Source organism: Stenotrophomonas sp. STEN054, from assembly GCF_056854535.1.
The window spans coordinates 12,383-36,218 of record NZ_JBXFWG010000030.1; the positions used below are offsets into that span (position 1 = coordinate 12,383).

General features: G+C 67.5%; 23 protein-coding genes and 1 pseudogene. 13 read left to right on the top strand and 11 right to left on the bottom strand.

All coding sequences use genetic code 11. The features are described from left to right. Positions 1-65 precede the first annotated feature (65 nt). Positions 66-887 (top strand): EamA family transporter, encoded by an 822-nt coding sequence (locus tag AC1VXD_RS12865; RefSeq protein ID WP_482992363.1) that lies wholly within the window; start codon positions 66-68, stop codon positions 885-887. Between the two features lie 70 nt (positions 888-957). Here AC1VXD_RS12865 and rimI read toward each other — a convergent pair whose 3' ends face one another. From rimI to pssA, 3 genes are read right to left on the bottom strand one after another with little or no spacing between them, the layout of a single operon-like run. Continuing rightward, positions 958-1,455, bottom strand: a complete 498-nt coding sequence (gene rimI, locus AC1VXD_RS12870; protein WP_482992364.1) for a ribosomal protein S18-alanine N-acetyltransferase — start codon at positions 1,453-1,455, stop codon at positions 958-960. Then, a complete protein-coding gene (locus tag AC1VXD_RS12875) occupies positions 1,452-1,958 on the bottom strand; it encodes a hypothetical protein (RefSeq protein ID WP_482992365.1) in 507 nt (168 codons plus the stop codon). Before AC1VXD_RS12875 ends, rimI begins: the two co-directional genes overlap by 4 nt. Next, complete coding sequence (pssA, locus tag AC1VXD_RS12880; RefSeq protein WP_482992366.1) at positions 1,955-2,731, bottom strand: CDP-diacylglycerol--serine O-phosphatidyltransferase; 777 nt, start codon at positions 2,729-2,731, stop codon at positions 1,955-1,957. Before pssA ends, AC1VXD_RS12875 begins: the two co-directional genes overlap by 4 nt. Before the next feature lie 80 nt (positions 2,732-2,811). Here pssA and AC1VXD_RS12885 point away from each other — a divergent pair, with 80 nt between their 5' ends. From AC1VXD_RS12885 to AC1VXD_RS12895, 3 genes and pseudogenes are all read left to right on the top strand, one after another. After that, positions 2,812-3,192, top strand: coding sequence for a DUF4124 domain-containing protein (locus AC1VXD_RS12885; protein ID WP_482992367.1), 381 nt, complete (start codon positions 2,812-2,814; stop codon positions 3,190-3,192). A gap of 666 nt (positions 3,193-3,858) precedes the next feature. Continuing rightward, a complete protein-coding gene (locus AC1VXD_RS12890) occupies positions 3,859-5,550 on the top strand; it encodes a proline--tRNA ligase (RefSeq protein WP_482992368.1) in 1,692 nt (563 codons plus the stop codon). A gap of 220 nt (positions 5,551-5,770) precedes the next feature. Next, a pseudogene (locus AC1VXD_RS12895) lies at positions 5,771-6,151 on the top strand (H-NS histone family protein); the annotation flags it as partial. Positions 6,152-6,288: 137 nt separating this feature from the next. Here AC1VXD_RS12895 and AC1VXD_RS12900 read toward each other — a convergent pair. After that, entirely contained in the window at positions 6,289-7,548 is a 1,260-nt protein-coding gene (locus tag AC1VXD_RS12900) for a threonine/serine exporter family protein (protein ID WP_482992369.1), read from the bottom strand. A gap of 92 nt (positions 7,549-7,640) precedes the next feature. On the opposite strand from AC1VXD_RS12900, the gene AC1VXD_RS12905 reads away from it, so the two are divergent. Genes AC1VXD_RS12905 through AC1VXD_RS12920 form a run of 4 tightly spaced genes read left to right on the top strand, consistent with a single transcriptional unit; the run spans position 7,641 to position 11,159 of the window. Next, a complete protein-coding gene (locus AC1VXD_RS12905) occupies positions 7,641-8,762 on the top strand; it encodes an MlaE family ABC transporter permease (protein ID WP_482992370.1) in 1,122 nt (373 codons plus the stop codon). Position 8,763: 1 nt separating this feature from the next. Then, a complete protein-coding gene (locus AC1VXD_RS12910) occupies positions 8,764-9,591 on the top strand; it encodes an ABC transporter ATP-binding protein (protein ID WP_482992371.1) in 828 nt (275 codons plus the stop codon). A gap of 3 nt (positions 9,592-9,594) precedes the next feature. After that, complete coding sequence (locus tag AC1VXD_RS12915) at positions 9,595-10,521, top strand: MlaD family protein (protein WP_116863408.1); 927 nt, start codon at positions 9,595-9,597, stop codon at positions 10,519-10,521. After that, positions 10,518-11,159 carry an ABC-type transport auxiliary lipoprotein family protein gene (locus AC1VXD_RS12920; RefSeq protein ID WP_482992372.1) on the top strand — a complete coding sequence of 214 codons (642 nt, stop codon included), beginning with the start codon at positions 10,518-10,520 and terminating at the stop codon, positions 11,157-11,159. The genes AC1VXD_RS12915 and AC1VXD_RS12920 overlap by 4 nt, the downstream gene beginning before the upstream one ends. Positions 11,160-11,246: 87 nt before the next feature. Here the strand turns inward: AC1VXD_RS12920 and AC1VXD_RS12925 are convergent, their stop codons facing one another. After that, positions 11,247-11,834, bottom strand: coding sequence for an alpha-ketoglutarate-dependent dioxygenase AlkB family protein (locus AC1VXD_RS12925; protein ID WP_482992373.1), 588 nt, complete (start codon positions 11,832-11,834; stop codon positions 11,247-11,249). A 130-nt stretch (positions 11,835-11,964) separates the two neighbouring features. Between AC1VXD_RS12925 and AC1VXD_RS12930 the strand changes: the two genes are divergently transcribed. Next, positions 11,965-14,028, top strand: coding sequence for a glycoside hydrolase family 99-like domain-containing protein (locus AC1VXD_RS12930; protein WP_482992374.1), 2,064 nt, complete (start codon positions 11,965-11,967; stop codon positions 14,026-14,028). A gap of 37 nt (positions 14,029-14,065) precedes the next feature. Here the strand turns inward: AC1VXD_RS12930 and AC1VXD_RS12935 are convergent, their stop codons facing one another. Both AC1VXD_RS12935 and AC1VXD_RS12940 read right to left on the bottom strand, forming a co-directional pair. After that, the gene (locus AC1VXD_RS12935) at positions 14,066-14,698 is read right to left on the bottom strand and encodes a CoA transferase subunit B (RefSeq protein ID WP_482992375.1); all 633 of its coding nucleotides are present in this window, start codon (positions 14,696-14,698) and stop codon (positions 14,066-14,068) included. Position 14,699: 1 nt separating this feature from the next. Beyond that, positions 14,700-15,434, bottom strand: coding sequence for a CoA transferase subunit A (locus tag AC1VXD_RS12940; protein ID WP_313179814.1), 735 nt, complete (start codon positions 15,432-15,434; stop codon positions 14,700-14,702). 139 nt (positions 15,435-15,573) lie between these two features. Here AC1VXD_RS12940 and AC1VXD_RS12945 point away from each other — a divergent pair, with 139 nt between their 5' ends. Together AC1VXD_RS12945 and AC1VXD_RS12950 are read left to right on the top strand one after the other, a co-directional pair. After that, on the top strand, positions 15,574-16,920 hold the full coding sequence (locus tag AC1VXD_RS12945) for a phosphohexomutase domain-containing protein (RefSeq protein ID WP_482992376.1): 1,347 nt from the start codon (positions 15,574-15,576) through the stop codon (positions 16,918-16,920). A 12-nt stretch (positions 16,921-16,932) separates the two neighbouring features. Further along, positions 16,933-18,336 (top strand): mannose-1-phosphate guanylyltransferase/mannose-6-phosphate isomerase, encoded by a 1,404-nt coding sequence (locus AC1VXD_RS12950; protein ID WP_482992377.1) that lies wholly within the window; start codon positions 16,933-16,935, stop codon positions 18,334-18,336. Between the two features lie 95 nt (positions 18,337-18,431). On the opposite strand, the gene rfbD is transcribed toward AC1VXD_RS12950, so the two are convergent. From rfbD to rfbB, 4 genes are read right to left on the bottom strand one after another with little or no spacing between them, the layout of a single operon-like run. After that, positions 18,432-19,325, bottom strand: a complete 894-nt coding sequence (gene rfbD, locus AC1VXD_RS12955; protein WP_482992378.1) for a dTDP-4-dehydrorhamnose reductase — start codon at positions 19,323-19,325, stop codon at positions 18,432-18,434. Then, on the bottom strand, positions 19,322-19,879 hold the full coding sequence (gene rfbC / locus AC1VXD_RS12960; protein WP_108767651.1) for a dTDP-4-dehydrorhamnose 3,5-epimerase: 558 nt from the start codon (positions 19,877-19,879) through the stop codon (positions 19,322-19,324). Before rfbC ends, rfbD begins: the two co-directional genes overlap by 4 nt. After that, positions 19,876-20,763, bottom strand: a complete 888-nt coding sequence (gene rfbA / locus AC1VXD_RS12965; protein ID WP_482992379.1) for a glucose-1-phosphate thymidylyltransferase RfbA — start codon at positions 20,761-20,763, stop codon at positions 19,876-19,878. The genes rfbC and rfbA overlap by 4 nt, the downstream gene beginning before the upstream one ends. A 14-nt stretch (positions 20,764-20,777) precedes the next feature. Continuing rightward, a complete protein-coding gene (rfbB, locus tag AC1VXD_RS12970; RefSeq protein ID WP_482992380.1) occupies positions 20,778-21,833 on the bottom strand; it encodes a dTDP-glucose 4,6-dehydratase in 1,056 nt (351 codons plus the stop codon). Positions 21,834-22,120: 287 nt separating this feature from the next. On the opposite strand from rfbB, the gene AC1VXD_RS12975 reads away from it, so the two are divergent. Both AC1VXD_RS12975 and AC1VXD_RS12980 read left to right on the top strand, forming a co-directional pair. Continuing rightward, the gene (locus AC1VXD_RS12975; protein WP_482992381.1) at positions 22,121-22,867 is read left to right on the top strand and encodes an electron transfer flavoprotein subunit beta/FixA family protein; all 747 of its coding nucleotides are present in this window, start codon (positions 22,121-22,123) and stop codon (positions 22,865-22,867) included. Further along, a complete protein-coding gene (locus AC1VXD_RS12980) occupies positions 22,867-23,805 on the top strand; it encodes an electron transfer flavoprotein subunit alpha/FixB family protein (RefSeq protein WP_482992382.1) in 939 nt (312 codons plus the stop codon). Before AC1VXD_RS12975 ends, AC1VXD_RS12980 begins: the two co-directional genes overlap by 1 nt. Positions 23,806-23,836 lie beyond the last annotated feature (31 nt).

The window sequence follows — 23,836 nt, forward strand, 5'->3', positions numbered from 1 at the left end:
TGATTCATCGGTAGCGCCAGGCCATGCCCGGCGTTTCAGTTTCTGCCACATGGCATCATCGGCTGATGCCGCTTTCCCTATTCCTGCTGGTCCTGGCCGCTGCTGCCCTGCATGCCAGCTGGAACGCGATCGTCAAACGCGGGCCGGACAAGTTTCTCGGCACGGTGTTGGTGACCGGCAGCGCCGCACTGCTGTCGGCGGCCGCCCTGCCCTTCCTGCCCATGCCCGCGGCGGACAGCTGGCCGTGGCTGGCGGCGTCGGTGCTGCTGCAGGTGACCTATTACGGCCTGGTCGCACGCTGCTACCAGCAGGTGGACATGAGCCTGGCCTACCCGCTGATGCGCGGTTGCGCGCCGATTTTGGTCGCATTGGCCGGCAGCCTGTTCGGCCAGTCGTTGCCGCCGGCGGCGTGGCTGGGTGTGGTCCTGGTCAGCACCGGCATCCTGTGCATGGCGCTGGGCGCACGTCGCGGCCAACTCGGTCTGCCCCTGCTGACGGCGTTGATGATCGCCACCTACACGCTGGTCGATGCACAGGGCGCACGCCAGTCGGGCAGCGCGCTGGGCTACACGCTGTGGCTGTTCCTGCTGTCAGGTATTCCACTGCCGCTATGGGCGCTGTACACCCAGCGTGGTGCGGTGCTGGCCTATGCGCGCCAGCACTGGCCGCTGGGCCTGGCCGGTGGCGTCGGCACCACCGCATCCTATGCGATGGCGCTGTGGGCAATGACCCAGGTGCCGGCGGCGATGGTGTCGGCACTGCGCGAATCGTCGATCCTGTTCGCGCTGCTGGTCTCGGTGTTCGTGCTGCGCGAACGCGTACCGCGGGTGCGCTGGCTGGCGGCGGGCTTGATCGTGGCTGGCGTGCTGGCGCTGCGGATGGCGTAAGCCACCCATCGGTATCGGTATCGGTAGCGCCGGGCCATGCCCGGCGAGCGCAGCGGCCACGCGACGCCGATTACAGCGGCGGCATCGTCTGCAGGTCGTCGCCGACCAGCTCGATCGCCATCACCAGCGCATCCTCGCGGCCGTTGGCGGCCGGGTAATAGCGCGGGCGACGGCCGATCTCGTTGAAGCCTTCGCTGTGGTACAGCGCCAGCGCCGGGGTATTGGACGGCCGCACTTCCAGGAACACGCGCTGCGCGCCGCGGTCACCGGCCAGGCGCACCAGTGCACGCATCAGCTGCCGGCCGAGGCCGTGCGACTGCTCCAGCGGATCGATGCAGATGTTGAGCACATGAGCTTCGTCGGCGGCCAGGCTCAGCACGCCGTAGCCGATCAGCAGGCCGTCGCGTTCCATGGCCAGGCCGGGGTAGCCGGCGCGCAGGCAGTCCAGGAAGATGCCGCGCGTCCAGGGGTACGGATAGCCACGCACTTCGATGGCCATCACCGCATTGAGGTCGCTTTCGCGCAGGGCGCGCATCGATACCGGGCCCGGCCGGGCGACCGCACTCACGGCGCGCCCCGCTTGCGCAGCGCGCGCAGCTTCGGCCACAGCGCGCGCTTGGCCTTCGGATCGCGGCGCAGCTGTTCCAGCGGCCAACTGTCCATCAGGGCCTGCGTGGCCGGGTCATTCGGGTTGCAGCCGGACGCACGCAGCAGCGCGATCTGCAGGCGGTCAGGCAGGCGTACCGACGGCTGCCGGGCGTTGCCGCGGAGCAGCGGCCGCGATGCGGCCGGCGCCGTATCCGGGGCCGCCACCGGGGTGGTGCGTACTGGCGGTGCCGGGCGTTCGTACGGGGCCGCCGCGCGTTCGGTCGGCGCATCGGCCCGCCGCTGCGGCTGCCGTGGCGCTTCACTGCGCACCGGTGCAACGGCGGCTTCGGCCTCGGCCACGCTCAGCTGCAGCGCCGCATCCAGCTCGGCGGCCAGCTGGCCATCGTGGAAGACGGTGTAGCCCATGGCCTGCAGCCAGGCCTGCTGGGCCGGGGACCACAACACGGGCAGTTCCTCGCTCACGCCGCCTCGGGCTTCTTGCGCAGGCGCTGCAGGGCCCACATCACCGGGCCGGACAGCGCGTAGAGGATGCCCACCACGAACAGCACGCGCGGCAGGTCGATGACCGCGATGGCGATGGCCATCGGCACCAGCGCCAGCACCAGGAACGGCACCCGGTCGGAACGGGTGCCCCTGCCGGCACCGCCCTTGAAGCTCCAGAAGCGGATGCGGCTGACCATCAGCAGGGCCGCGACCACGGTGACGGCCAGCGCGACGAAGCGCAGCTCGTTGCCATTCCAGCCGAGGCTGCCATCGGCGAAGGCCCAGACGAAGGACATCATCAGCCCGGCCGCGGCCGGGCTGGCCAGGCCGACGAACCAGCGCTTGTCGACCACCGCCACCTGGGTATTGAAGCGGGCCAGGCGCAGCGCCGCGCAGGCGGCATACAGGAAGGCCACCGCCCAGCCGAGGCGGCCGAGCAGTTCGCCGTCGTACTTCAGCTCCGACAGCGACCAGTGGTACATCACCAGCGCCGGGGCCATGCCGAAGCTGACCAGGTCGGCCAGCGAGTCGTACTGCACGCCGAACTCGCTGCTGGTGCCGGTCAGGCGCGCGACGCGACCGTCCAGGCCATCCATCACCGCTGCCACGAACACGGCGATGCTGGCATTGACGAAATCGCCATTGGCCGCCGCGATGATCGCGTAGAAGCCGGAAAACAGGCCGGCGGTGGTGAACAGGTTGGGCAGCAGGTAAATCGTGCGCGAGCGCGGCGGCGGTGTGATCGGGTCCATGGAATCCAGTTTAATCGACTTGCCAGCCGTCGGCGGCAATGCTGCAATCGGCGTTCTACGCCCATTCCGCGGAGTTTGCCATGCGTGCCTTGTCCTGCCTGGGATGCCTGCTGCTGTTGGCCAGTGCCAACGCGGTGGCCGGACCCGTCTACAAATGGAAGGACGCCAAGGGGGTGACCCAGTATTCGGAGACGCCGCCGGCCGGGGGCAAATACGAAACCCGGGAGCAGGCCCGCGGCACGCAGCCGGCCGCACCGGCTCCCGCCGCCGAGGCCACGCCGGTACCGGAGCAGTGCAGCACCGCCCGCGCCAACGTGGCCCTGCTGGACGGCAGCGGGGAGGTCATGCAGGACACCGACGGGGACGGCAAGGCCGATACCGCGCTGACGCCGGAGCAGCGCAACGCGCAGAAGGGGTTGGCCGAAGCGGCGATCAAGGCCTACTGCCCGCCTGAAGGCTGAGTGGGTTCGGCAGGGCTTGCAGCCCTGCACCTGCTTGCAAGCCAAGGCAACGGCCAGAGCCAGAGCCAGAGCGGCATTCCGTGGGATGGCGGGGCACTGTGGGTGTGCGGGGACGCCGTAAACCCATCCATGGGGGCTTGGTCGCCGCTTGCTCGTGTGCGCTGTCCTGCGCACACGGCAAGACCGGGTTGGGCGTCCTGCCCAACCCGCCCGAGGCATGCCTCGGGCCCATGCGGCTCACACCCCGCAAACCCACAGTGCCCCGCCTTCGACAGTTGGTCGGCGGCTGTTGGTGGGTGCCGACCGTTGGTCGGCACATCTGTCAGATGTCGATTTTCATAATGAGATCGGGTTCCGTGCCGACCAACGGTCGACACCCACCACCATCAGCAGCGGGCGCCAACAGGCCGCAGAAATCTGTCGAAGGCGGGGTGGGTCCGGTTGAGGGGGCGTGAGCGCCATGGATGGCGCGACCGAGGCTCCATGGATGGATTTACGGCGTCCCCTGCCACTGGACCCACCCCGCCCAGCCACAGCAACCCGGCTTTTGACGTTGCTTCGGCCGTTGCCGTTGATTGCAGCGGGTGCAGGGCTGCCAGCCCTGCCGGTACAAACCCCCGGCCGGGCTGGCAGAATAGGCGTCTCTGCCGTTATCCGAAGCCGCCGATGCGCCTCTCCCAGTTCCACCTGCACACCACCAAGGAAACCCCCAGCGACGCCGAGCTGACCAGCCACCGGTTGATGCTGCGGGCGGGCATGATCCGCAAGCTGGCATCGGGCCTGTACACCTGGTCGCCGCTGGGCCTGCGCGTGCTGCGCAAGGTCGAGCGCATCGTGCGCGAGGAAATGGACCGCGCCGGTGCCGTCGAATTCCAGATTCCGACCATCCAGCCGAAGGAACTGTGGGAGCAGACCGGCCGCTGGGAAAAGTTCGGCCCGCAGCTGCTGAAGATCAAGGACCGCAAGGAACAGACCTTCTGCTACAGCCCCACCGCCGAAGAAGCGGCCTGCGATTTCGCGCGCAGCGAGCTGTCCAGCTACAAGCAGCTGCCGGTCAATTTCTACCAGATCCAGACCAAGTTCCGCGACGAAATCCGCCCGCGTTTCGGCGTGATGCGCGCGCGCGAATTCCTGATGAAGGATGCGTATTCGTTCCACCTGCACGATGACTGCCTGGTGCGCGAATACGAAAACATGAAGGCGGCCTACAGCCGCATCTTCACCCGCTTGGGCCTCGATTTCCGCATGGTGCAGGCCGATTCCGGCGCCATCGGTGGCGATGCCTCGCAGGAATTCCACGTCATCGCCGATTCGGGCGAGGACGCGCTGGTGTTCTCCACCGGCTCGGATTATGCCGCCAACATGGAAGCCGCCGTGGCCGCCGACCCGGCACCGCGCCCGGCTGCCACCGAAGCCATGCGCAAGGTGGACACCCCCACACAGAAGACCTGCGAGGACGTCGCCGCCCTGCTCGGCCTCGACCTGACCCGCACCGTGAAGTCGGTGGCGCTGATGACCGAGGCCGGCTTCGTGTTGGCCCTGGTCCGTGGCGACCATGACGTCAACGAGATCAAGCTGGGCAAGGTCGCCGGCCTGGAAGACCAGCGCTTCGCCAGCGAGGCGGAAATCGCCGAGTACCTGGGCAGCGTGCCGGGCTTCCTCGGCCCGGTCGCCCCGGCAAAGGCCATCCGCGTGGTGGCCGACCGTGAAGTGGCAGCCATGGCCGACTTCGTCGTCGGCGCCAACGAGGCCGGTTTCCATCTGGCCGGCGTCAACTGGGGCCGCGACCTGGCCGAGCCGGAAGTGGCCGACATCCGCAACGTGCAGGCCGGTGACCGCGCCGTGGACGGCGGCGAGCTGAAGATCGCCCGCGGCATCGAGGTCGGCCACGTCTTCCAGCTGGGCCGCAAGTACGCCGCCGCGCTCGACGCCACCGTGCTGGACGAGAACGGCAAGGCCGCGGTGATGGCGATGGGCTGCTACGGCATCGGCATTTCCCGCGTGGTCGCTGCGGCGATCGAACAGAACCACGATGACGCCGGCATCATCTGGCCCGAGGCGATGGCGCCTTGGCAGGTAGTGGTGTGCGTGATCAACCCGAAGGGCGACGCCGGCGTGGCCGAAGCGGCGGCCGGCCTGCTGCAGGAACTGCGCGATGCGGGCCTGGATGCGGCGCTGGACGACCGTGGCCTGCGCCCGGGCGCCATGTTCGCCGACATGGAACTGATCGGCGTCCCGCACCGGGTCGTGGTCAGCGAACGCGGCCTGGCCGCCGGCACCTTCGAATACCGTTCGCGCCGTGCCAGCGAGGCGGAAAGCCTCGACAAGACCACCCTGCTGCAGCGACTGCAGGGCTGATCAGAGAGACCGGGGCCTGCCCCGGTCTTTTTTTGCCTGTTTTGTGCGCACCAGCAACTCCGCCGGACATAATCCGGTCAAAATAGACGCATTGGGGCCGCCCGGCCGCCATGTCGCGACTGCCGATGTTTGTGCTGGGATTAATTCGTCATTATTCTGTCCCGCGACGCCACGGACCGGCTCGTCCCTGTCCCTAATTCAGTTTCCGGAGTAATCGTTAATGAGCATCGACCTGAGCGGCCTGTCGGCACGCGAGCTGGGCGCCCTGATCCGTACCGCCAAGAAGCAGCAGACCATCGTGGCCAAGCGTCGCCCGATCACCAAGGTGCGTGCCCAGCTGAGCAAGCTGGCGAAGGCCGAGGGTTACACCATCGAGGAACTGTTCGGTGATGCCCCGGCTGCCCCGCGCGCCCGCAAGGCAACGAAGGCCACCAAGGCACCGGCGAAGACCGCCGGCCGCAAGCTGGGCAAGGTTGCCCCCAAGTACCGTAATCCGGCCAACCCGAAGGAAACCTGGACCGGCCGTGGCAAGCAGCCGCGCTGGATGGCCGAACTGACCGCCAAGGGCGGCAAGAAGCCGGAAGATTTCCTGATCAAGAAGGCGTAAGGCCGAATATCAGGTTGGAATGAAAGACGCCGGCGAAAGCCGGCGTTTTCTATTCGGTAGCGCCGGGCCATGCCCGACGAGCGCAGCGGCAGTTCTCGCCGATCCGCCGGGCATGGCCCGGCGCTATTCGATCACAGTGTCTTGCGGGCCGGCATTAGCAGGTTGCCGAACAGCAGACCGGCCACGAGCGCCATCACCACGTTGAGCACGGTGAGGAACACGCTCTGCCCTGCGCCAACGTCCTGCTGCTGCACCAGGGTCAGCACGCCGCGCAGGCTGGTGCTGCCGGGCACCATCATGATGATGCCCGGCAGGCGGATGATCGCGCCCGGGCGCCCGACCAGGCGGCCGAACAGATTACCGCCGGCGGTCAGCAGCATCGCAGACAGGAAAATACCGGCCGGTGCGCCCCAGGCGTGGCCACCGAATTTGGAAATGGCATAACCGGCCACCGAGGCCGCCATCACCCACGGATAATCGCGGCGGTTGGCCTTGAACAGCATGGCGAAGGCGAATGCCGCGGTCAGCAGCGAGCCCCATTCCACCCATGGCCCCTGCGGCCGCGTGGCACGGATCACCGGCTCCAGGCCCAGCACATCGGCCAGGGTCACCGCGATCATCGCGCCGACGCTGAGTTTCATGATGGTGGTCAGCGCACCGGCGAAACGCGCAGTGCCCGATACCCAGTGCTGGCTGGCCAGTTCATTGACCGCATTGGTCAGCGACATGCCGGGCAGCAGCACCACCAGCGAAGCAATGATGACGGTATTGAGATTGAGCGCGCCGATGAACGCGGCCACCAGCGTGGCAACCATGCCAGCCAGCAGCGCGGCCAATGCCTCGGCGGCCTCGCGGGTGGCCGGGCGGCGGTCAGTGACCATGCCCAGCATGCCGATCATCAGACCAATGACACCGGCGGTGGCGATATCCAGCCACGGTAGCTTCCACATGCCGGCCACGCCGGCCGCGCCCAGGCTGAAGGACAGGATGGTGCGCAGCTTGCCGCGCCGGCCGGGATCCTTGTCCAGCTGGCGCAGGGCGGTATGGCCCTGGGCGATGCTCATGCGGCCGTTGGACACTTCCTCGGCGATGCGGTCGGCCACGCTCAGTTTGTGCAGGTCGTTCTCGCCCGGTGCCAGGCGGATCACCCGGGTGATGTCACTGGAACCGATGGCCTGCGCCGGATCGCTGAAGCTGAGGATGATGCCGGTGGGGTTGGACCACGGCTCACAGTCGAGATCGAGCTGGCGCGCCAGGGCCACCACGGCCGTTTCCAGGCGCTGTGCGGTGGTGCCGTAGCTGTGCAGGCGCCCGGCGATCTCGGAAACGAATGCCACGCGCTGTGCGTAGGTGGCCTGGGGCGTAGGGATCGTGTGAGCGTCTGCAGACATGCGCCGTAGTATTACCTACACGGGGCCCGGCAGGAGAAATTCATCCCGGTTCGACGCGGCGCGCAGGACGAAACGGTTATGCTGCGAACCGAATGGCCCCCATGACCCCGAACCACGCCCCCCGGCTTGAACAGGACGCCCACGATCCCGGGCTGATCCGCCTGTCCGGGCACTGGACCCTGAAGACCGCGCTGGACGCGGCCGAGGTGCTGCGTGACATTCCCGACACGTTGACCGGCATCGATGCCACCGGCATCGAACAGCTGGACTCGGCCGGCGTGCTGCAGGTGCTGCGCGTGGCCCATCGTGCCGACCTCGGCGAACAGGCACTGCAGTTCCGCCCGGACCACCAGGCGCTGGTGTGCACCATCGAGGAAGTGGCCGACGACCGCCCCAAGCCCAAGCGCGATTTCGGCGTGCTGGCCGCGCTCGAACGCCTCGGCGTCAGCGTCCATGCCACCGGCCACAACATCAAGGCGCTGTGCAGCTTCCTCGGCGAGAACCTGGTGAAGGCCGCGCGGCTGGTGAAGGAACCGCGGCGCTTCCGCCTGACCGCCACCGTACACCAGATGGAACAGGTGGGCCTGGATGCAGTGCCGCTGGTGGCGCTGCTGTCCTACCTGGTCGGCGCGGTCATCGCCTTTCTCGGCTCGACCATCCTGCGCGACTTCGGTGCGGAGATCTACGTGGTCGAACTGGTCAACATCGCCTTCCTGCGCGAGTTCGCCGTGCTGCTCACCGCCATCGTGCTGGCCGGCCGCACCGCCAGTGCGTTCACCGCGCAGATCGGTGCGATGAAGGCGCGCGAGGAGATCGATGCGATGCGCACGCTCGGCCTGGACCCGGTCGACCTGCTGGTGCTGCCACGCCTGCTCGCCCTGCTGGTGACCCTGCCGCTGCTGACCTTCATCGCGATGATCGCCGGCCTGGCCGGCGGCATCACCGTCGGCGCGTTCGACCTGGACATCCCGCCGCAGATGTACATCGCGCGCATGCACGAAACCATGGAAGTGCGTCACCTGCTGGTGGGCCTGTCCAAGGCGCCGGTGTTCGCGCTGGTGATCGGCCTGATCGGCTGCCTGGAGGGGCTGAAGGTGGAAGGCACCGCGCAGTCGGTGGGCGAGCGCACCACCTCCAGCGTAGTGCAGGCCATCTCGCTGGTGATCATCCTCGATGCGTTCGCCGCGTTGTGGTTCATGAAGATGGGCTGGTGACATGAGCACACACGACACCCCCACCGACACCGCCATGCAGGATACCCAGGGCCAGGACCTGGCCATCCGCGTGCGCGGGCTGGTCAACCGCTTCGGCAGCCAGACCGTGCACGAGGGCCTGGACCTGGACGTGCGCCGCGGTGAGATCCTCGGCGTGGTTGGCGGGTCGGGCACCGGCAAATCTGTGCTGATGCGCTCGATCCTCGGCCTGCGCGTACCCGACGAAGGACAGATCGAAGTGCTCGGCCGCGACGCGCGCGCCGACGATGCCGAAAGCCGCCTGCACATCGAGCGCAATACCGGCGTGCTGTTCCAGGATGGCGCGCTGTTCTCCTCGCTGACCGTTGGCGAGAACGTGCAGGTGCCGCTGAAGGAACACCATCGCGAGCTGCCCGAGCGCTGGCACTACGAACTGGCCCTGCTGAAGGTGAAGCTGGCCGGCCTGCCCGCGGATGCGATCAACAAGCTGCCTTCGCAGCTGTCCGGCGGCATGCGCAAGCGCGCCGGCCTGGCCCGTGCGCTGGCGCTGGACCCGCCGCTGCTGTTTCTGGACGAACCCACCGCCGGCCTGGACCCGATCGGCGCGGCCGCCTTCGACCGCCTGATCAAGACGCTGCAGGAGGCATTGGGGCTGACTGTGTTCCTGATCACCCACGATCTGGACACGCTCTATGCCATCTGCGACCGGGTGGCGGTGATCGCCGACCGCAAGGTGGTGGCCAACGCGCCGCTGTCCGAACTCGAGCAACTGGACCATCCATGGATCCAGGAATACTTCCACGGACCCCGTGCGCGTGCCGCACGCGGCGAACAGATCAAGAGTGCCTGAGCCATGGAAACCAAAGCCAACTACGTGCTGATCGGCGCGTTCACCCTGATCACCGGCCTGGCCCTGCTGGCCTTCGGCCTGTGGGCGGCCAAGTACTCCTCCGACCGCACCTGGCAGGAATACCGCGTGGTGTTCCGCGAGGCGGTCACCGGCCTGTCGGTCGGCAGCCCGGTGCAGTACAACGGCATCGCGGTGGGTTCGATCACCGAACTGAACCTGGTGCCCGATGACCCACGCCAGGTGGTCGCGCGCATCCGCCTGAACTCCAACACCCCGGTCAAGACCGATACCCGCGCCAAGCTGGCCATCACCAGCCTGACCGGTCCGTCGATCATCCAGCTCAGCGGCGGCACGCCGCAGGCACCGACGCTGACCACCGTCAACAAGGATCCGGCGCCGATCATCCCGACCACGCCGTCGGCCCTGCAGAACATCACCGACGTGGCCAACCGCATCGTCGAGCGCATGGACCAGGTCCTCAGCGACCGCAACGTGGCCTCGATCAATGCCACTCTGGCCAACCTGGAAACCATCAGCGGCGGCCTGGCCGACCGCGACCAGGGCACCCAGGCGCTGCTGCTCAGCGCGCGCGATGCCGCACGCAGCCTGGACACCACGCTGAAGACCACCAACGGCACCATCGAGCGCCTCGACAAGAACCTGGTGCAGCAGCTGCCGGGCATCATCGACAAGCTCGACGCCACCCTGGGCAAGCTCGATTCGGCGGCCGGCAATGCCGATTCGATCCTCGGCGAGAACCGCGCGGCCATCAACAGCTTCGCCAACGATGGCCTCGGCCAGCTGGGCCCGACCCTGAATGAACTGCGTGGCCTGATCCGCGACCTGCGCCGGGTCAGCGACCGCCTCGAGAACAATCCCGCGCGCTACCTGCTGGGCCGCGACGCACCGAAGGAGTTCGAACCCAAATGAGCCCGATGATCCTTCCGCGCCTGCTGCTGGCCGCCTCGGCCGTCACCCTGCTGGGTGGCTGCTCGATCCTTGGCAGTGGCGACAAGAGCCCGGTCACCCTGTACTCGCCCGCCGTGCAGGTGAAGGTGGACCCGAGCTGGCCGCAGGCCGACTGGCAGCTGGTGGTGTCCAAGCCCAGCGCCGCGCGCATGGTCGACAGCCCGCGCATCAACGTGCGGCCGACGCCGTCCGAGCTGGAGATCTACAAGGGTGCCAGCTGGGCGCAGCCGGCCACCGACATCATCGAGGACACCCTGCTGCGCGGCTTCGAGGATTCCGGCCGCCTGCGCGGCGTGGCCCGCACCGCCGCCGGCATCCGTGCCGACTACAAGCTGGCCACTGATATCCGCCGCTTCGAATCGGATTACCAGGGCCAGGCCACGCCGACGGTGGTGATCGAAGTGAACGCCAAACTGATCCACACCACCGACCAGCGCGTGGTGGCCGACCGCACCTTCCGCCAGGCACAGCCGGTGGGCAGCACCGACGTGCCGGCCGTGGCCGCCGCCTTCGAGCGTGGCCTGCAGCAGCTGGCGCAGGACGTGGTGGGCTGGACGCTGGTGAACGGACAGAACGACACGGCCGCACTGAAGCGCTGAGCCGTATCCGCTGCGCTCGCCGGGCCTGGCCCGGCGCTACCCCTTGTTCAATCCAGATAGCGACGGGCCATGCCCGACGGAACGCCCTCAGCGGGGCTGGATCCAGCGGAACGTCAGGTTGATGCGCTCGCCCTGCGCCCGTGCCATCTTCGGCAGCGCGTGCTGGTAGAAGCGCTGGGTGCTGCCGCCCATCAGCAGCAGGTCGCCGTGGCCGAGCAGGAATTCGGCCTTGCGCGCGGGATCGTCGCGCCGTCGCAGCAGGAAGCGGCGCGCCGAGCCCAGGCTGAGCGAGGCGATGAGCGGCGACGGCCCCAGCTCCGGTTCGTCATCGCTGTGCCAGCCCATGTAATCGCCGCCGTTGCGGTAGCGGTTGACCAGCACGCTGTTGAACGCACCAATGCCCTGCGCCTGCAGGCGCTCGCGCAGGGCCTGCAGCCGCGGCGGCCACGGCAGCGGCACGAACTCAGCACCGGAATAGCGATAGCGCGCCTGCGGATCACCGATCCAGCAGCTCAGCCGGGGCGAATCCACCCAGTTGCCGAACATGCGGATGCGGTGCACCTCCCACGGCAGTTCCGCCTGCAGGGCAGGCAGCAGCGCATCGGCGGCGGCGGTGGGCAGCCAGCCCGGCAGGTGCTGGACGTCGGCATCGGGCAGGTCGTAGGGAAACAGCATCGCGCCACGCTAGCACGGCAGCCGCCGCGATCCGGTTTGCCGTGATGGCCGCCAGCGTCGAAAATGCGTCCATGACCCTTTCCACGACGACCATGCCCGCCCTCGCCCGTCCTTCCCGGGGCGTGCTGCGATGAGCGGCAGCCTGCGCCAGGCCCTGTTCCCGCTGCTGCGTGCGGCCTTCCGGCTGCTGCCCCTGTCCGAGGGGCAGCGCGACCGGCTGCGGACCCGCCTGCTGGCCCGTCATGGTGACTGGGTGCCGCCGCCGCCCAAGGGTCAGCAAGATACCGCCGGCCCCCGTTCGGGCGCGCAGCTGCGCTGGCGTGCCGACGAGGCCGCGATCGGCCACCGCAGCTATCGGCAGGACGCCCTGCCCACCCCGCTGCCGGCCACCCTTGTCGCTTTCTACCTGCCGCAGTTCCACACCTTCGCCGAGAATGACGCGTGGTGGGGCAAAGGCTTCACCGAGTGGCGCAACGTCACCCGCGCCTTGCCGCAGTTCGAAGGCCACATCCAACCGCGCCTGCCTGCCGATCTCGGCTTCTACGACCTGCGCAACCCGCAGGTGATGCGCGACCAGGCGAAGCTCGCCGCCGAACATGGCATCGGCGCGTTCTGCTTCTACTACTACTGGTTCAGTGGCCGCACCCTGATGGAGGACCCGCTGCAGCAGTGGCTGGCCGATGACAGCATCGATCTGCCGTTCTGCCTGTGCTGGGCCAACGAAAACTGGGCGCGGCGCTGGGATGGCCGCGACGAGGACATCCTGATCGGCCAGCAGCACAGCGCCGAGGATGACCTGGCCTTCATCGCCCACATCGCACCGTACCTGCGTGACCGGCGCGCACTGAAGGTCGCTGGCAGGCCGATGCTGCTGGTCTACCGCCCGCACCTGCTGCCCGATGCACGGGCGACCGCGGAGCGCTGGCGCCGCTGGTGCCGTGACCACGGTGTCGGCGAGATCCATCTGGCGTACGTCCAGGGCTTCGAACGGCCCGATCCGCGCGACATCGGCTTTGATGCCGCCGTCGAATTCCCGCCGAACATGAGCAATCCTGCCTCGCTGTCGGCGCAGCAGTGGCTGCTCAATCCCGGATTCAACGGCGACGTGCGCGACTGGCGCGAACTGGCTGCCGAAATCGGCGCGCGGCCGCTGCCGGACTACCCGCTCTATCCCGGCGTCAATCCCGGCTGGGACAACGAAGCACGACGCTCCGGCCGTGGCCGGGTGTACCTGCACGCCTCACCGCGCGGCTATCGCGACTGGCTGCGCCGGACGGTGCACGAGCGCCTGGCGTCGGCGCCGCAGGACCAGCGCCTGGTCTTCATCAATGCGTGGAACGAGTGGGCCGAAGGCGCCGTGCTGGAACCGGATGCACGGCTGGGCCATGCCTGGCTGCAGGCCACCCGCCAAGCACTCTCGCCGGCGCCACCGGCCGTTGCCATGCGCCGCCCCTGCGTCGTCATCCATGCCTGGTACCCGGACGTGTTCGCGGAGCTGCTGGAGAGCATACGGGCAACCGGTATCGACTGGCGAATCGTCGTAACCACGACCACCGCGCGCGAGGAGGAGATGAGTCAGATCCTCGCCGCCAGCGGCCTGGCCGGCGAGATCCACGCGTTTGCCAACCATGGCCGCGACATCCTGCCCTTCCTGCATATGGCCGAGAGGCTGCTGGAGGAAGGCGAAGACATCGTGCTGAAGCTGCACACCAAGCGCTCCACCCACCGCGCTGATGGCGAGCAATGGCGCAATGAACTGATCGACCGCCTGGTGGCGCCCGAGCGCGCCGCCCGCATCGTCCAAGCCTTCCGCGAACAGCCGGGCCTGGGCCTGGTGCCCCCCGAGGGCCACGTGCAGCGCCTGGACTACTTCTGGGGTGCCAACGAACGCAATGTGCAGGGGCTCCTGAGCCGCTTCGGTGTACCGCAGGCGGACACCGGCACCGATACCTTCATCGCCGGCAGCATGTTCTGGGTCCGCTTGGGTGCGCTGCGGCCGATGCTGGACACCCATCTGCAACCGTCGCTGTTCGATACCGAAGCCGGGCAGGTGGATGGCACGCTGGCGCATGCCATCGAGCGCACATTCACGCTGGTCGCGCGCCATGCCGGTTTCCACCAGCAGGATGCTGCCGCCCTGCTCGGGCTTCCACCGTCGCAGGATACCCCTTACGAGTACGCCCGGCGCGGCTGAGTGCAGGAGGCCAGTCGGCCTCCTGCGGTCCCCTCGATCAGGCCTGCCGGAACGGCACGCCGGTCTTGTCCTTCAGCTCGTCATCGGCCACGCCCGGCGCCGCTTCCACCAGCACCAGGCCGTCGTCGGTCACGTCGAACACGGCAAGGTCGGTGATGATGCGGTCGACCACGCCGACGCCGGTCAGCGGCAGCGAGCATTCGGCCAGGATCTTGTGCTCGCCGTTCTTCGCGGTGTGCTCCATCAGCACCACCACGCGCTGCACGCCGGCCACCAGGTCCATCGCGCCGCCCATGCCCTTGACCATCTTGCCGGGCACCATCCAGTTGGCCAGGTCGCCCTTGTCGGTCACCTGCATGGCGCCGAGGATGGCCAGATTGACGTGGCCGCCGCGGATCATCGCGAAGCTGTCATGGCTGCCGAAATAGCTGGCACCGGCACGCGCGGTGACGGTCTGCTTGCCGGCGTTGATCAGGTCGGCGTCCACTTCGGCGTCGGTCGGGAACGGGCCGATGCCGAGCAGGCCGTTCTCGGACTGCAGCCACACGTCCACGCCTTGGGGAATGTGGTTGGCCACCAGCGTCGGCAGGCCGATGCCGAGGTTCACGTAGGCGCCATCGGTCAGTTCACGGGCGGCACGTGCCGCCATCTCGTCACGGGTCCACGCCATGTCAGTTGCCCTCCGCGCGGATGGTGCGCTGTTCGATGCGTTTCTCGGGATGCGCGTTGTGCACGATGCGGTGCACGTAGATGCCCGGCAGGTGCACCTGGTCCGGGTCGATGGCGCCCACCGGCACCACCTCTTCCACTTCCACGATGCAGACCTTGCCGGCCATCGCGCAGGCCGGGTTGAAGTTGCGCGCGGTCTTGCGGAACACCAGGTTGCCGGCTTCGTCGGCCTTCCAGGCCTTGACCAGGGCGACGTCGGCACGCAGCGCGGTTTCCATCACGTAGTGCTTGCCGTCGAACTCGCGGGTTTCCTTGCCTTCGGCCACCACCGTGCCGTAGCCGGTGGCAGTGAAGAAGGCCGGGATGCCCGCACCACCGGCACGCAGGCGCTCGGCCAGGGTGCCCTGCGGATTGAACTCCAGTTCCAGCTCACCGGCCAGGAACTGCCGTTCGAATTCCTTGTTCTCGCCCACGTAGGACGAAATCATCTTCTTGATCTGTCGCGTTTCCAGCAGCTGGCCGAGGCCGAAGCCATCGACGCCGGCATTGTTGGAGATCACGGTCAGGCCCTTGGCGCCGCTGTCGCGCAGCGCGGCGATCAGCGCCTCGGGAATGCCGCACAGGCCGAAGCCGCCCACGGCCAGGGTCTGGCCATCGGCGATGACGCCCTGCAGGGCCTCCGCCGCCGAAGCGAAGCGCTTGCTGCGCTTGCCGCCGGTCGTTGCCGGGTTGTTCATCTACGCCCTCACCTCGTTGATGTAATCGCACCATTCTAGGCCAGCATGCCGGCCGGTCACGTGGCGTTGCGGCATGGAAACGATTCCCACACGGGGCTGGCATTACACTACTGGACTGAACTCACCAAGGACTCGCTAGATGCCCCTGCCCGCCTTCAAGGCCTATGACATCCGCGGCCGCGTGCCGGAAGATTTGAACGAAGACCTGGCCCGCCGCATCGGCGTGGCCCTGGCCGATCAGCTCGCGCCGGGCCCGGTAGTACTGGGACACGACGTCCGCCTGACCAGCCCTGCCCTGCAGGACGCGCTCGCCGCCGGCCTGCGTGGCGTGGGCCGCGAAGTGATCGACATTGGCCTGTGCGGCACCGAAGAGGTCTACTTCCAGACCGACCACCTGGGCGCCGCCGGTGGCGTGATGGTGACCGCCAGCCACAACCCGATGGACTACAACGGGATGAAGCTGGTCAAGGAAAACGCGCGGCCGATCAGCTCCGATACCGGCCTGTTCGCGATCTCCGACGCCGTGGCCGCCGATACGGGCACGCCGCAGCCGCCGAGCGCGGCGCAGACCGCCCGCCACGACAAGCGCGCCTACATCGACCACCTGCTGAGCTACGTCGATGCCAGCAAGCTCAAGCCGCTGAAGCTGGTGGTCAACGCCGGCAACGGTGGCGCCGGTGCCATCGTCGACCTGCTCGCACCGCACCTGCCGCTGGAATTCATCCGCATCTGCCATGAACCCGATGGCAACTTCCCCAACGGCATCCCCAACCCGCTGCTGCCGGAAAACCGCGCCGCCACCGCCGAGGCCGTGCGCGAACACGGTGCCGACTTCGGCATCGCCTGGGACGGCGATTTTGATCGCTGCTTCTTCTTCGACCACACCGGCCGCTTCATCGAAGGCTACTATCTGGTCGGCCTGCTGGCCAAGGCCATCCTCGCCCGCCAGCCGGGCGGCAAGGTCGTGCACGACCCGCGCCTGGTCTGGAACACCGTCGAAATGGTCGAAGCGGCCGGCGGCGTGCCGGTGCTGTGCAAGAGCGGCCACGCCTTCATCAAGGAAAAGATGCGCGCCGAGGATGCGGTGTACGGCGGCGAGATGAGCGCCCACCACTACTTCCGCGAATTCGCCTACGCCGACTCCGGCATGATCCCGTGGCTGCTGATCGCGCAGCTGGTGTCCGAGAGCGGCCGCTCGCTGGCCGACTGGGTGGAGGACCGCATGGCGGCGTTCCCCTGCAGCGGCGAGATCAACTTCAAGGTGGCTGACGCCAAGGCGGCCGTTGCCCGCGTGATGGCACACTTCGCCGCGCAGTCGCCGGCGCTTGACCATACCGATGGCATCAGCGCCGATTTCGGCGACTGGCGCTTCAACCTGCGCAGCTCCAACACCGAACCGCTGCTTCGCCTGAATGTGGAAGCCCGCGGTGATGCCGCGCTGCTGCAGGCACGCACCGACGAGCTCTCCCGCCTTATCCAGCAGTAATCAAGGAAGATCATGAGCAACATCCAGCCTGTCATCCTGTCCGGTGGCTCCGGCACCCGCCTGTGGCCGCTGTCGCGCGAGGCCTATCCGAAGCAGTTCCTGCCGTTGGCCGGCCAGCTGACCATGCTGCAGGCCACATGGCAGCGGGTAGCCCCCATCGCCAGCCGCGGGCCGCTGGTGATCGCCAACGAGGAACACCGCTTCGTCGCCGCCGAACAGCTGCAGCAGGTCGGCGCGGCGCCTGCCGCGATCATCCTCGAGCCAGTTGGCCGCAACACCGCGCCGGCGATCGCGGTAGCTGCCCTGGAAGCCACCCGTGACGGCGCCGATGCGCTGCTGCTGGTGCTGCCCTCGGACCACGTGATCACTGATGAAGCAGCATTCCGCAGCGCGGTGCAGGCGGCTGCCAGCGCGGCCGAAGCCGGCAAGTTGGTGACCTTCGGCATCGTGCCCACGGGCCCGGAAACCGGCTACGGCTACATCAAGGCGGCCAATGGCCAGGGTCTTCGCGCCGTCGAGCGTTTCGTCGAGAAACCCGACCTGGAAACCGCCAGCGGCTACGTGGCCAGCGGCCAGTACTACTGGAACAGCGGCATGTTCCTGTTCAAGGCGTCGCGCTACCTGCAGGAGCTGGAACGCTTGCAGCCGGCGATGCTGGCCGGCAGCCGCACGGCGTGGCAGCAGTCGCGCCGCGATGCCGATTTCACCCGTCTGGACAAGGACGCGTTCGCCGCGGTGCCGTCCGATTCCATCGACTACGCAGTGATGGAAAAGACCGCCGACGCGGTGGTGATTCCGCTCGACGCAGGCTGGAACGATGTCGGCTCGTGGACGGCGTTGCGCGATGTCTCGCAGCAGGATGGCGACGGCAATGCCCACCAGGGCGATGTGATCGCCATCGACTGCCGCAACACCTACGCCTACGGCCAGCGCCTGGTAGCGATGGTCGGCCTGGACGACGTGATCGTGGTGGAGACCGACGACGCGGTGCTGGTCGGCAAGGCCGACCGCATGCAGGAGGTCAAGACGGTGGTGGCGCAGCTGAAGGCCGATGGCCGCAGCGAAGCCAGCTGGCACCGTAAGGTGTACCGCCCGTGGGGCGCCTACGATTCGATCGACAACGGCGAGCGTTTCCAGGTCAAGCGCATCACGGTCAAGCCGGGTGGCACGCTGAGCCTGCAGATGCACCACCATCGCGCCGAACACTGGATCGTGGTCAGCGGCACTGCCGAGGTGACCCGCGGCGACGAAGTGATCCTGCTGAGCGAGAACCAGAGCACCTACATCCCGCTGGGCGTTACCCATCGCCTGCGCAATCCGGGCAAGCTGCCGCTGGAGCTGATCGAAGTGCAGTCCGGCAGTTACCTGGGCGAGGATGACATCGTGCGCTTCGAGGACACCTACGGGCGCAGTTGATCAGGCGCCATCGGGCTTAACGGTAGCGCCGGCCCATGGCCGGCGGGCGCAGCGGCTTGCAGGCACCCGCCGGGCATGGCCCGGCGCTACCGCTATCAGGCGATTTCAGCCATGACCCGCTTCAGGCCGTCCTGCCAGGACGGCAGCACGATGCCGAAGTCCTGCTGCAGCCTGCGGTTGTCCAGCACCGACCACGCCGGACGCTTGGCCGGGGTCGGGTACGCGGAACTGGGAATCGCCTCGATGGCCGGCACCTTCGCCAGCACGCCCGTGGCCAGCGCCTCGGCGAAAATCGCTTCGGCAAACCCATGCCAGCTGGTCTGGCCGCTGGCGGTCAGGTGCCAGGTACCCGACAGCTGGGCCGGGTGCTGCAGCGCCTGTGCGGTGACATCGGCGATCAGCGCGGCCGGGGTCGGCGTGCCGATCTGGTCAGCCACCACCCGCAGCTGATCACGCTCGGCGCCGACCCGCAGCATCGTGCGCAGGAAATTTGCGCCGTGCGAGGCGTACACCCACGCCGTGCGGAAGATCAGGTGGCGGCCACCGGCGGCGCGCACGGCGTCTTCGCCATCCCGCTTGCTGGTGCCATAGACGCCCAGCGGTGCGGTCGCTTCGTCTTCGCGGTAGGGAGCGCTGCCCTGGCCATCGAACACGTAGTCGGTGGAGTAATGCACGAACGGCACGCCGTGGGCTGCACACCAGCGCGCGATCACGCCCGGCGCCTGCGCGTTGGCCGCGAACGCGGCCTCCACGTCCTGCTCGGCACGGTCGACTGCCGTGTAGGCGGCGGCATTGACCACGACCGACGGCTGCAGGCGGTCCAGCAGCGCCGGCAGGCTGTCGGGCTGGCCGAAATCGGCTACCTCGCACGCACTGCCATCGGGCAGCTGGCCGCTGCGCGTGGTCGCCAGCACCGGCCCCAACGGGGCCAGTGCGCGCAGCAATTCCTGCCCGACCTGCCCGTTACCACCAAAGACCAGCAAGGTCATGCGCTGTAGACCGGCAGACGGTCCTCGGCGATGTCCTTCAGGAAGGGCGCGCTCTCATCCTTGGCCGACAGGGTCGGTGCGCTCACCGGCCAGTCCACCGCGATGTCGGCATCGTTCCAGCGCACGCCGGCATCGAAGTCCTTCAGGTAGACCTCGGTGCACAGATAGCTGAACACTGCACGCTCGGACAGCACGGCAAAGCCATGGGCGAAGCCCTCTGGAATCCAGAACTGCTTCTTGTTCTCCGCGCTCAGCACCACTGCTTCCCACTGGCCGAAGGTCGGCGAGCCGCGACGGATGTCGACGGCTACGTCATAGACCTCGCCTTCCAGCACGCTGACCAGCTTGCCCTGCGGGCGCGGCCACTGGTAATGCAGGCCGCGCAGCACGCCCTGCGCCGAGGTCGAGACGTTGCTCTGCACGAACCGGTCCGGCAGACCCAGCGCAGCGAAGCGCTCGGCATTCCAGGTTTCAAAGAAATAACCACGGGCATCACCGAACACCGCCGGCTCGATCACCACGCAGCCGGGCAGCTTGGTTTCAATCACTTTCACGGAACGACTCCACGCAGGGCGAGCTTGTGCAGGTACTGGCCGTAGCCATTCTTGATCAGCGGGGCGGCCAGCGCCTCCAGCTGCTCGGCATTGATCCAACCCTGGCCGAAGGCGATTTCCTCCGGGCAACAGACCTGCAGGCCCTGACGGGTCTGGATGGTCTCGATGAAGTTGGAGGCTTCCAGCAGGGACTGGTGGGTGCCGGTATCGAGCCAGGCATAACCGCGGCCCAGCGCTTCCAGGTGCAGCTTGCCCTCGGCCAGGTAGCGCTTGTTGAGATCGGTGATCTCCAGCTCGCCACGCGGCGACGGCTTCAGTTCGGCAGCATGGGCGCTGGCGTTGCCGTCGTAGAAGTACAGGCCAGTGACGGCGTAGTTGGAACGCGGGTTCTCCGGCTTTTCCACCAGGTCCACCACCTTGCCGCTCGTGTCGAACTCGGCCACGCCGTAGCGCTCCGGATCATTCACCCAGTAGCCGAACACGGTAGAGCCGTCCACGCGCTCGTCGGCGCGCTTGAGCACCTCGCGCAGGCCGTGGCCGTGGAAGATGTTGTCACCCAGCACCAGGCAGCTCGGCTTGCCGGCCACGAAGTCGCGGCCGATCAGATAGGCCTGCGCCAAGCCGTCGGGGCTGGGCTGCACGGCGTACTGGATGTCCATGCCCCACTGCGAACCGTCGCCCAGCAGCTGCTGGAACAACGCCTGTTCGTGCGGGGTGTTGATGATCAGCACTTCACGGATGCCCGCCAGCATCAGCACGCTGAGCGGGTAGTAGATCATCGGCTTGTCGTACACCGGCAGCAGCTGCTTGCTGACGCCCTTGGTGATCGGATACAGCCGGGTGCCGGAGCCGCCGGCCAGGATGATGCCTTTACGCTGCGTCATGTTCTCTCCGGGTTTCAGGCGCTGGTGCCGATGCGCTGCAGGCGGTAGCTGCCGTCGAGCACGCCGTTGACCCATTCCTGGTTGTCCAGATACCAGTCAACGGTGAAGGCGATGCCCTGCTCGAAGGTGTAGGCCGGTTCCCAGCCCAGGTCGTTCTTCAGCTTCGAGGCATCGATCGCGTAGCGGCGGTCATGGCCGGGGCGGTCAGCCACGTAGGTGATCTGGCTGCTGCGCGGCTGACCATCCTCACGCGGGCGGCGCGCATCGAGCAGCGCGCAGATCGCCTGCACGACTTCGATGTTCTGCTTTTCCGAGTTGCCGCCGACGTTGTAGGTCTCGCCCACCTGGCCCTTGGCCAGCACGGTACGGATCGCTTCGCAATGGTCGGTGACGAACAGCCAGTCACGCACCTGCTTGCCGTCGCCGTATACCGGCAGCGGTTCGCCGGCCAGCGCCTTGGCGATCACCAGCGGAATGAGCTTTTCGGGGAAGTGGTACGGGCCGTAGTTGTTGGAGCAGTTGGTGGTGAGCACCGGCAGCCCGTAGGTGTGGTGGAACGCGCGCACCAGGTGGTCCGACGCGGCCTTGGACGCCGAGTACGGCGAATTGGGCGCATACGGGGTGGTCTCGCTGAACTTGCCGGTCTCGCCCAGGGTGCCGTACACCTCGTCGGTGGATACGTGCAGGAAGCGGAAGGCCGCGCCCTGCTCGGCCGGCAGGCCCTTCCAATGGTCGCGCACCGCTTCCAGCAGGCCCAGGGTGCCGACCACATTGGTCTGGATGAAGGCACCCGGACCGTCAATGGAGCGGTCGACATGGCTTTCGGCGGCGAAATTCAGCACCGCGTCGGGCTGGTGTTCGGCCAGCAGGCGGGCCACCAGGGCGCTGTCGCCGATGTCACCCTGCACGAACACGTGGTTCGGGTTGCCGTCCAGGCTGGACAGGGTCTTCAGGTTGCCGGCATAGGTCAGCGCGTCGAGATTGACGACCTTGACGCCGCGGGCGACGGCTTCGAGAACGAAGTTACCGCCAATGAAACCGGCGCCGCCGGTGACAAGCCAAGTGGACACTGCCTGTGCTCCTGAAAGTAATTCGAGGGACCGGGACCCTCGTGGTCCCGGCAAATCAACGCGAAAGCATACAACGGGCATCCTTCAACGCGTTATCACGGAGGTGAACTGGCACCGACCGGACTGCTGCGTTGCAGCACACAGGCTTTCACCATACGCATTCGCATGGTCACCCCAAGCCAGCTAGAATCGGGGTCCCACCCCCGAACCGGTTGCTGTGCGAGGACCGGACGTTTCCCGTTACTGTGATCCGGCCAGCGGCCGGCACTACAAGGATCGAGTACCAGATGAAAATCCTCGTCGCGTACAAGCGCGTGGTGGACTACAACGTCCGCATTCAGGTCAAGCCGGACGGTTCCGGCGTGGTCACCGACGGCGTCAAGCTGTCGCCCAATCCCTTCGATGAAATCGCGCTGGAAGAAGCCCTGCGCCTGCGCGACAAGGGCATCGCCTCCGAAGTCGTGGTCGCCACCATCGCCCCGGCCGACGCTCAGGCACACCTGCGCAATGGCTTGGCCATGGGTGCAAACCGTGCCATCCACGTCGTCACTGACCAGGCCATCCAGCCGCTGACCGCGGCCCGCACCCTGCTCAAGCTGGTCGAGAAGGAACGGCCGGACCTGGTGATCCTCGGCAAGCAGGCCATCGACGACGATGCCAACCAGACCGGCCAGATGCTGGCCACGCTGTGGGGCCGCCCGCAAGCGACCTTCGCCAGCAAGCTGGACGTTGCCGACGGCAAGGCCACGGTCACCCGCGAAGTCGACGCCGGCCTGGAAACGCTGGAAGTGGACCTGCCGGCCGTGGTCACCACCGACCTGCGCCTGAACGAACCGCGCTTCATCAAGCTGCCGGACATCATGAAGGCCAAGGCCAAGCCGCTGGAGAGCCTGCAGCTGGCCGACCTCGGCGTTGAAGCCGCCGATACCTTCAAGACCACCCAGTACGCCGCGCCGTCCAAGCGCAGCAAGGGTGTGATGGTCAAGGACGCAGCCGAACTGGTTGCCGCACTCAAGCAGAAGGGGCTGCTGTAATGAGCAAGATTCTCGTCATCGCCGAGCACCACGACGGCAAGCTCAACGCCGCCACCGCCAAGACCGTCAGCGCCGCCGCCGCCATCAGCGGTGCCAGCATCGACGTGCTGGTGCTGGCCGCCGACCCGGCCGCCGTGGCCGCTGAAGCCGCGAAGATCGCCGGCGTCGCCAAGGTCCTGACCGTGGCCAACGCCGCCAACGCGCAGGCCATCGCCCAGGTGCTGGCCCCGCAGATCGCGCAGCTGGCCAAGGGTTACACCCACGTCTTCGGCCCATCGACCACCTTCGGCAAGGACCTGATGCCCTGCGTGGCCGCCCTGCTGGGCGTCAACCAGGTGTCCGACCTCATGGCCGTGGAAGGCAGCCACACCTTCAAACGCCCGATCTACGCCGGCAACGCCATCATCACCGTCGAAGCGCCGGCCGACCAGATCGTGGTCGCCACTGTGCGCGCCGCGTCGTGGCCGGAAGCGGCCCAGGGTGGCAGCGCCGCCGTTGAAGCCGCCAGCGTCGATGCGGCCCTGCCGGCGCACACCCGCTTCGTCGGCTTGGCCGCCGGTGCCAGCGACCGCCCGGACCTGCAGAGCGCCAAGCGCGTGGTCTCCGGTGGCCGTGGCGTAGGTTCGGAAGAGAACTTCAAGGTCATCTTCCAGCTGGCCGACAAGCTTGGTGCCGCCGTCGGTGCCTCGCGCGCCGCAGTTGATGCCGGCTACGTGCCCAGCGACCTGCAGGTCGGCCAGACCGGCAAGATCATCGCGCCGGAACTGTACGTGGCCGTCGGCATCAGCGGTGCCATCCAGCACCTGACCGGCATCAAGGACGCCGGCACGATCGTGGCCATCAACAAGGACGCGGATTCGCCGATCTTCGAGATTGCTGATATCGGGCTGGTGGGGGATCTGTTTGCGATCCTGCCGGAGCTGGAAAAGGCGCTTTGACACCTTTGCCGATCGCCGTATGGGGGCGCCG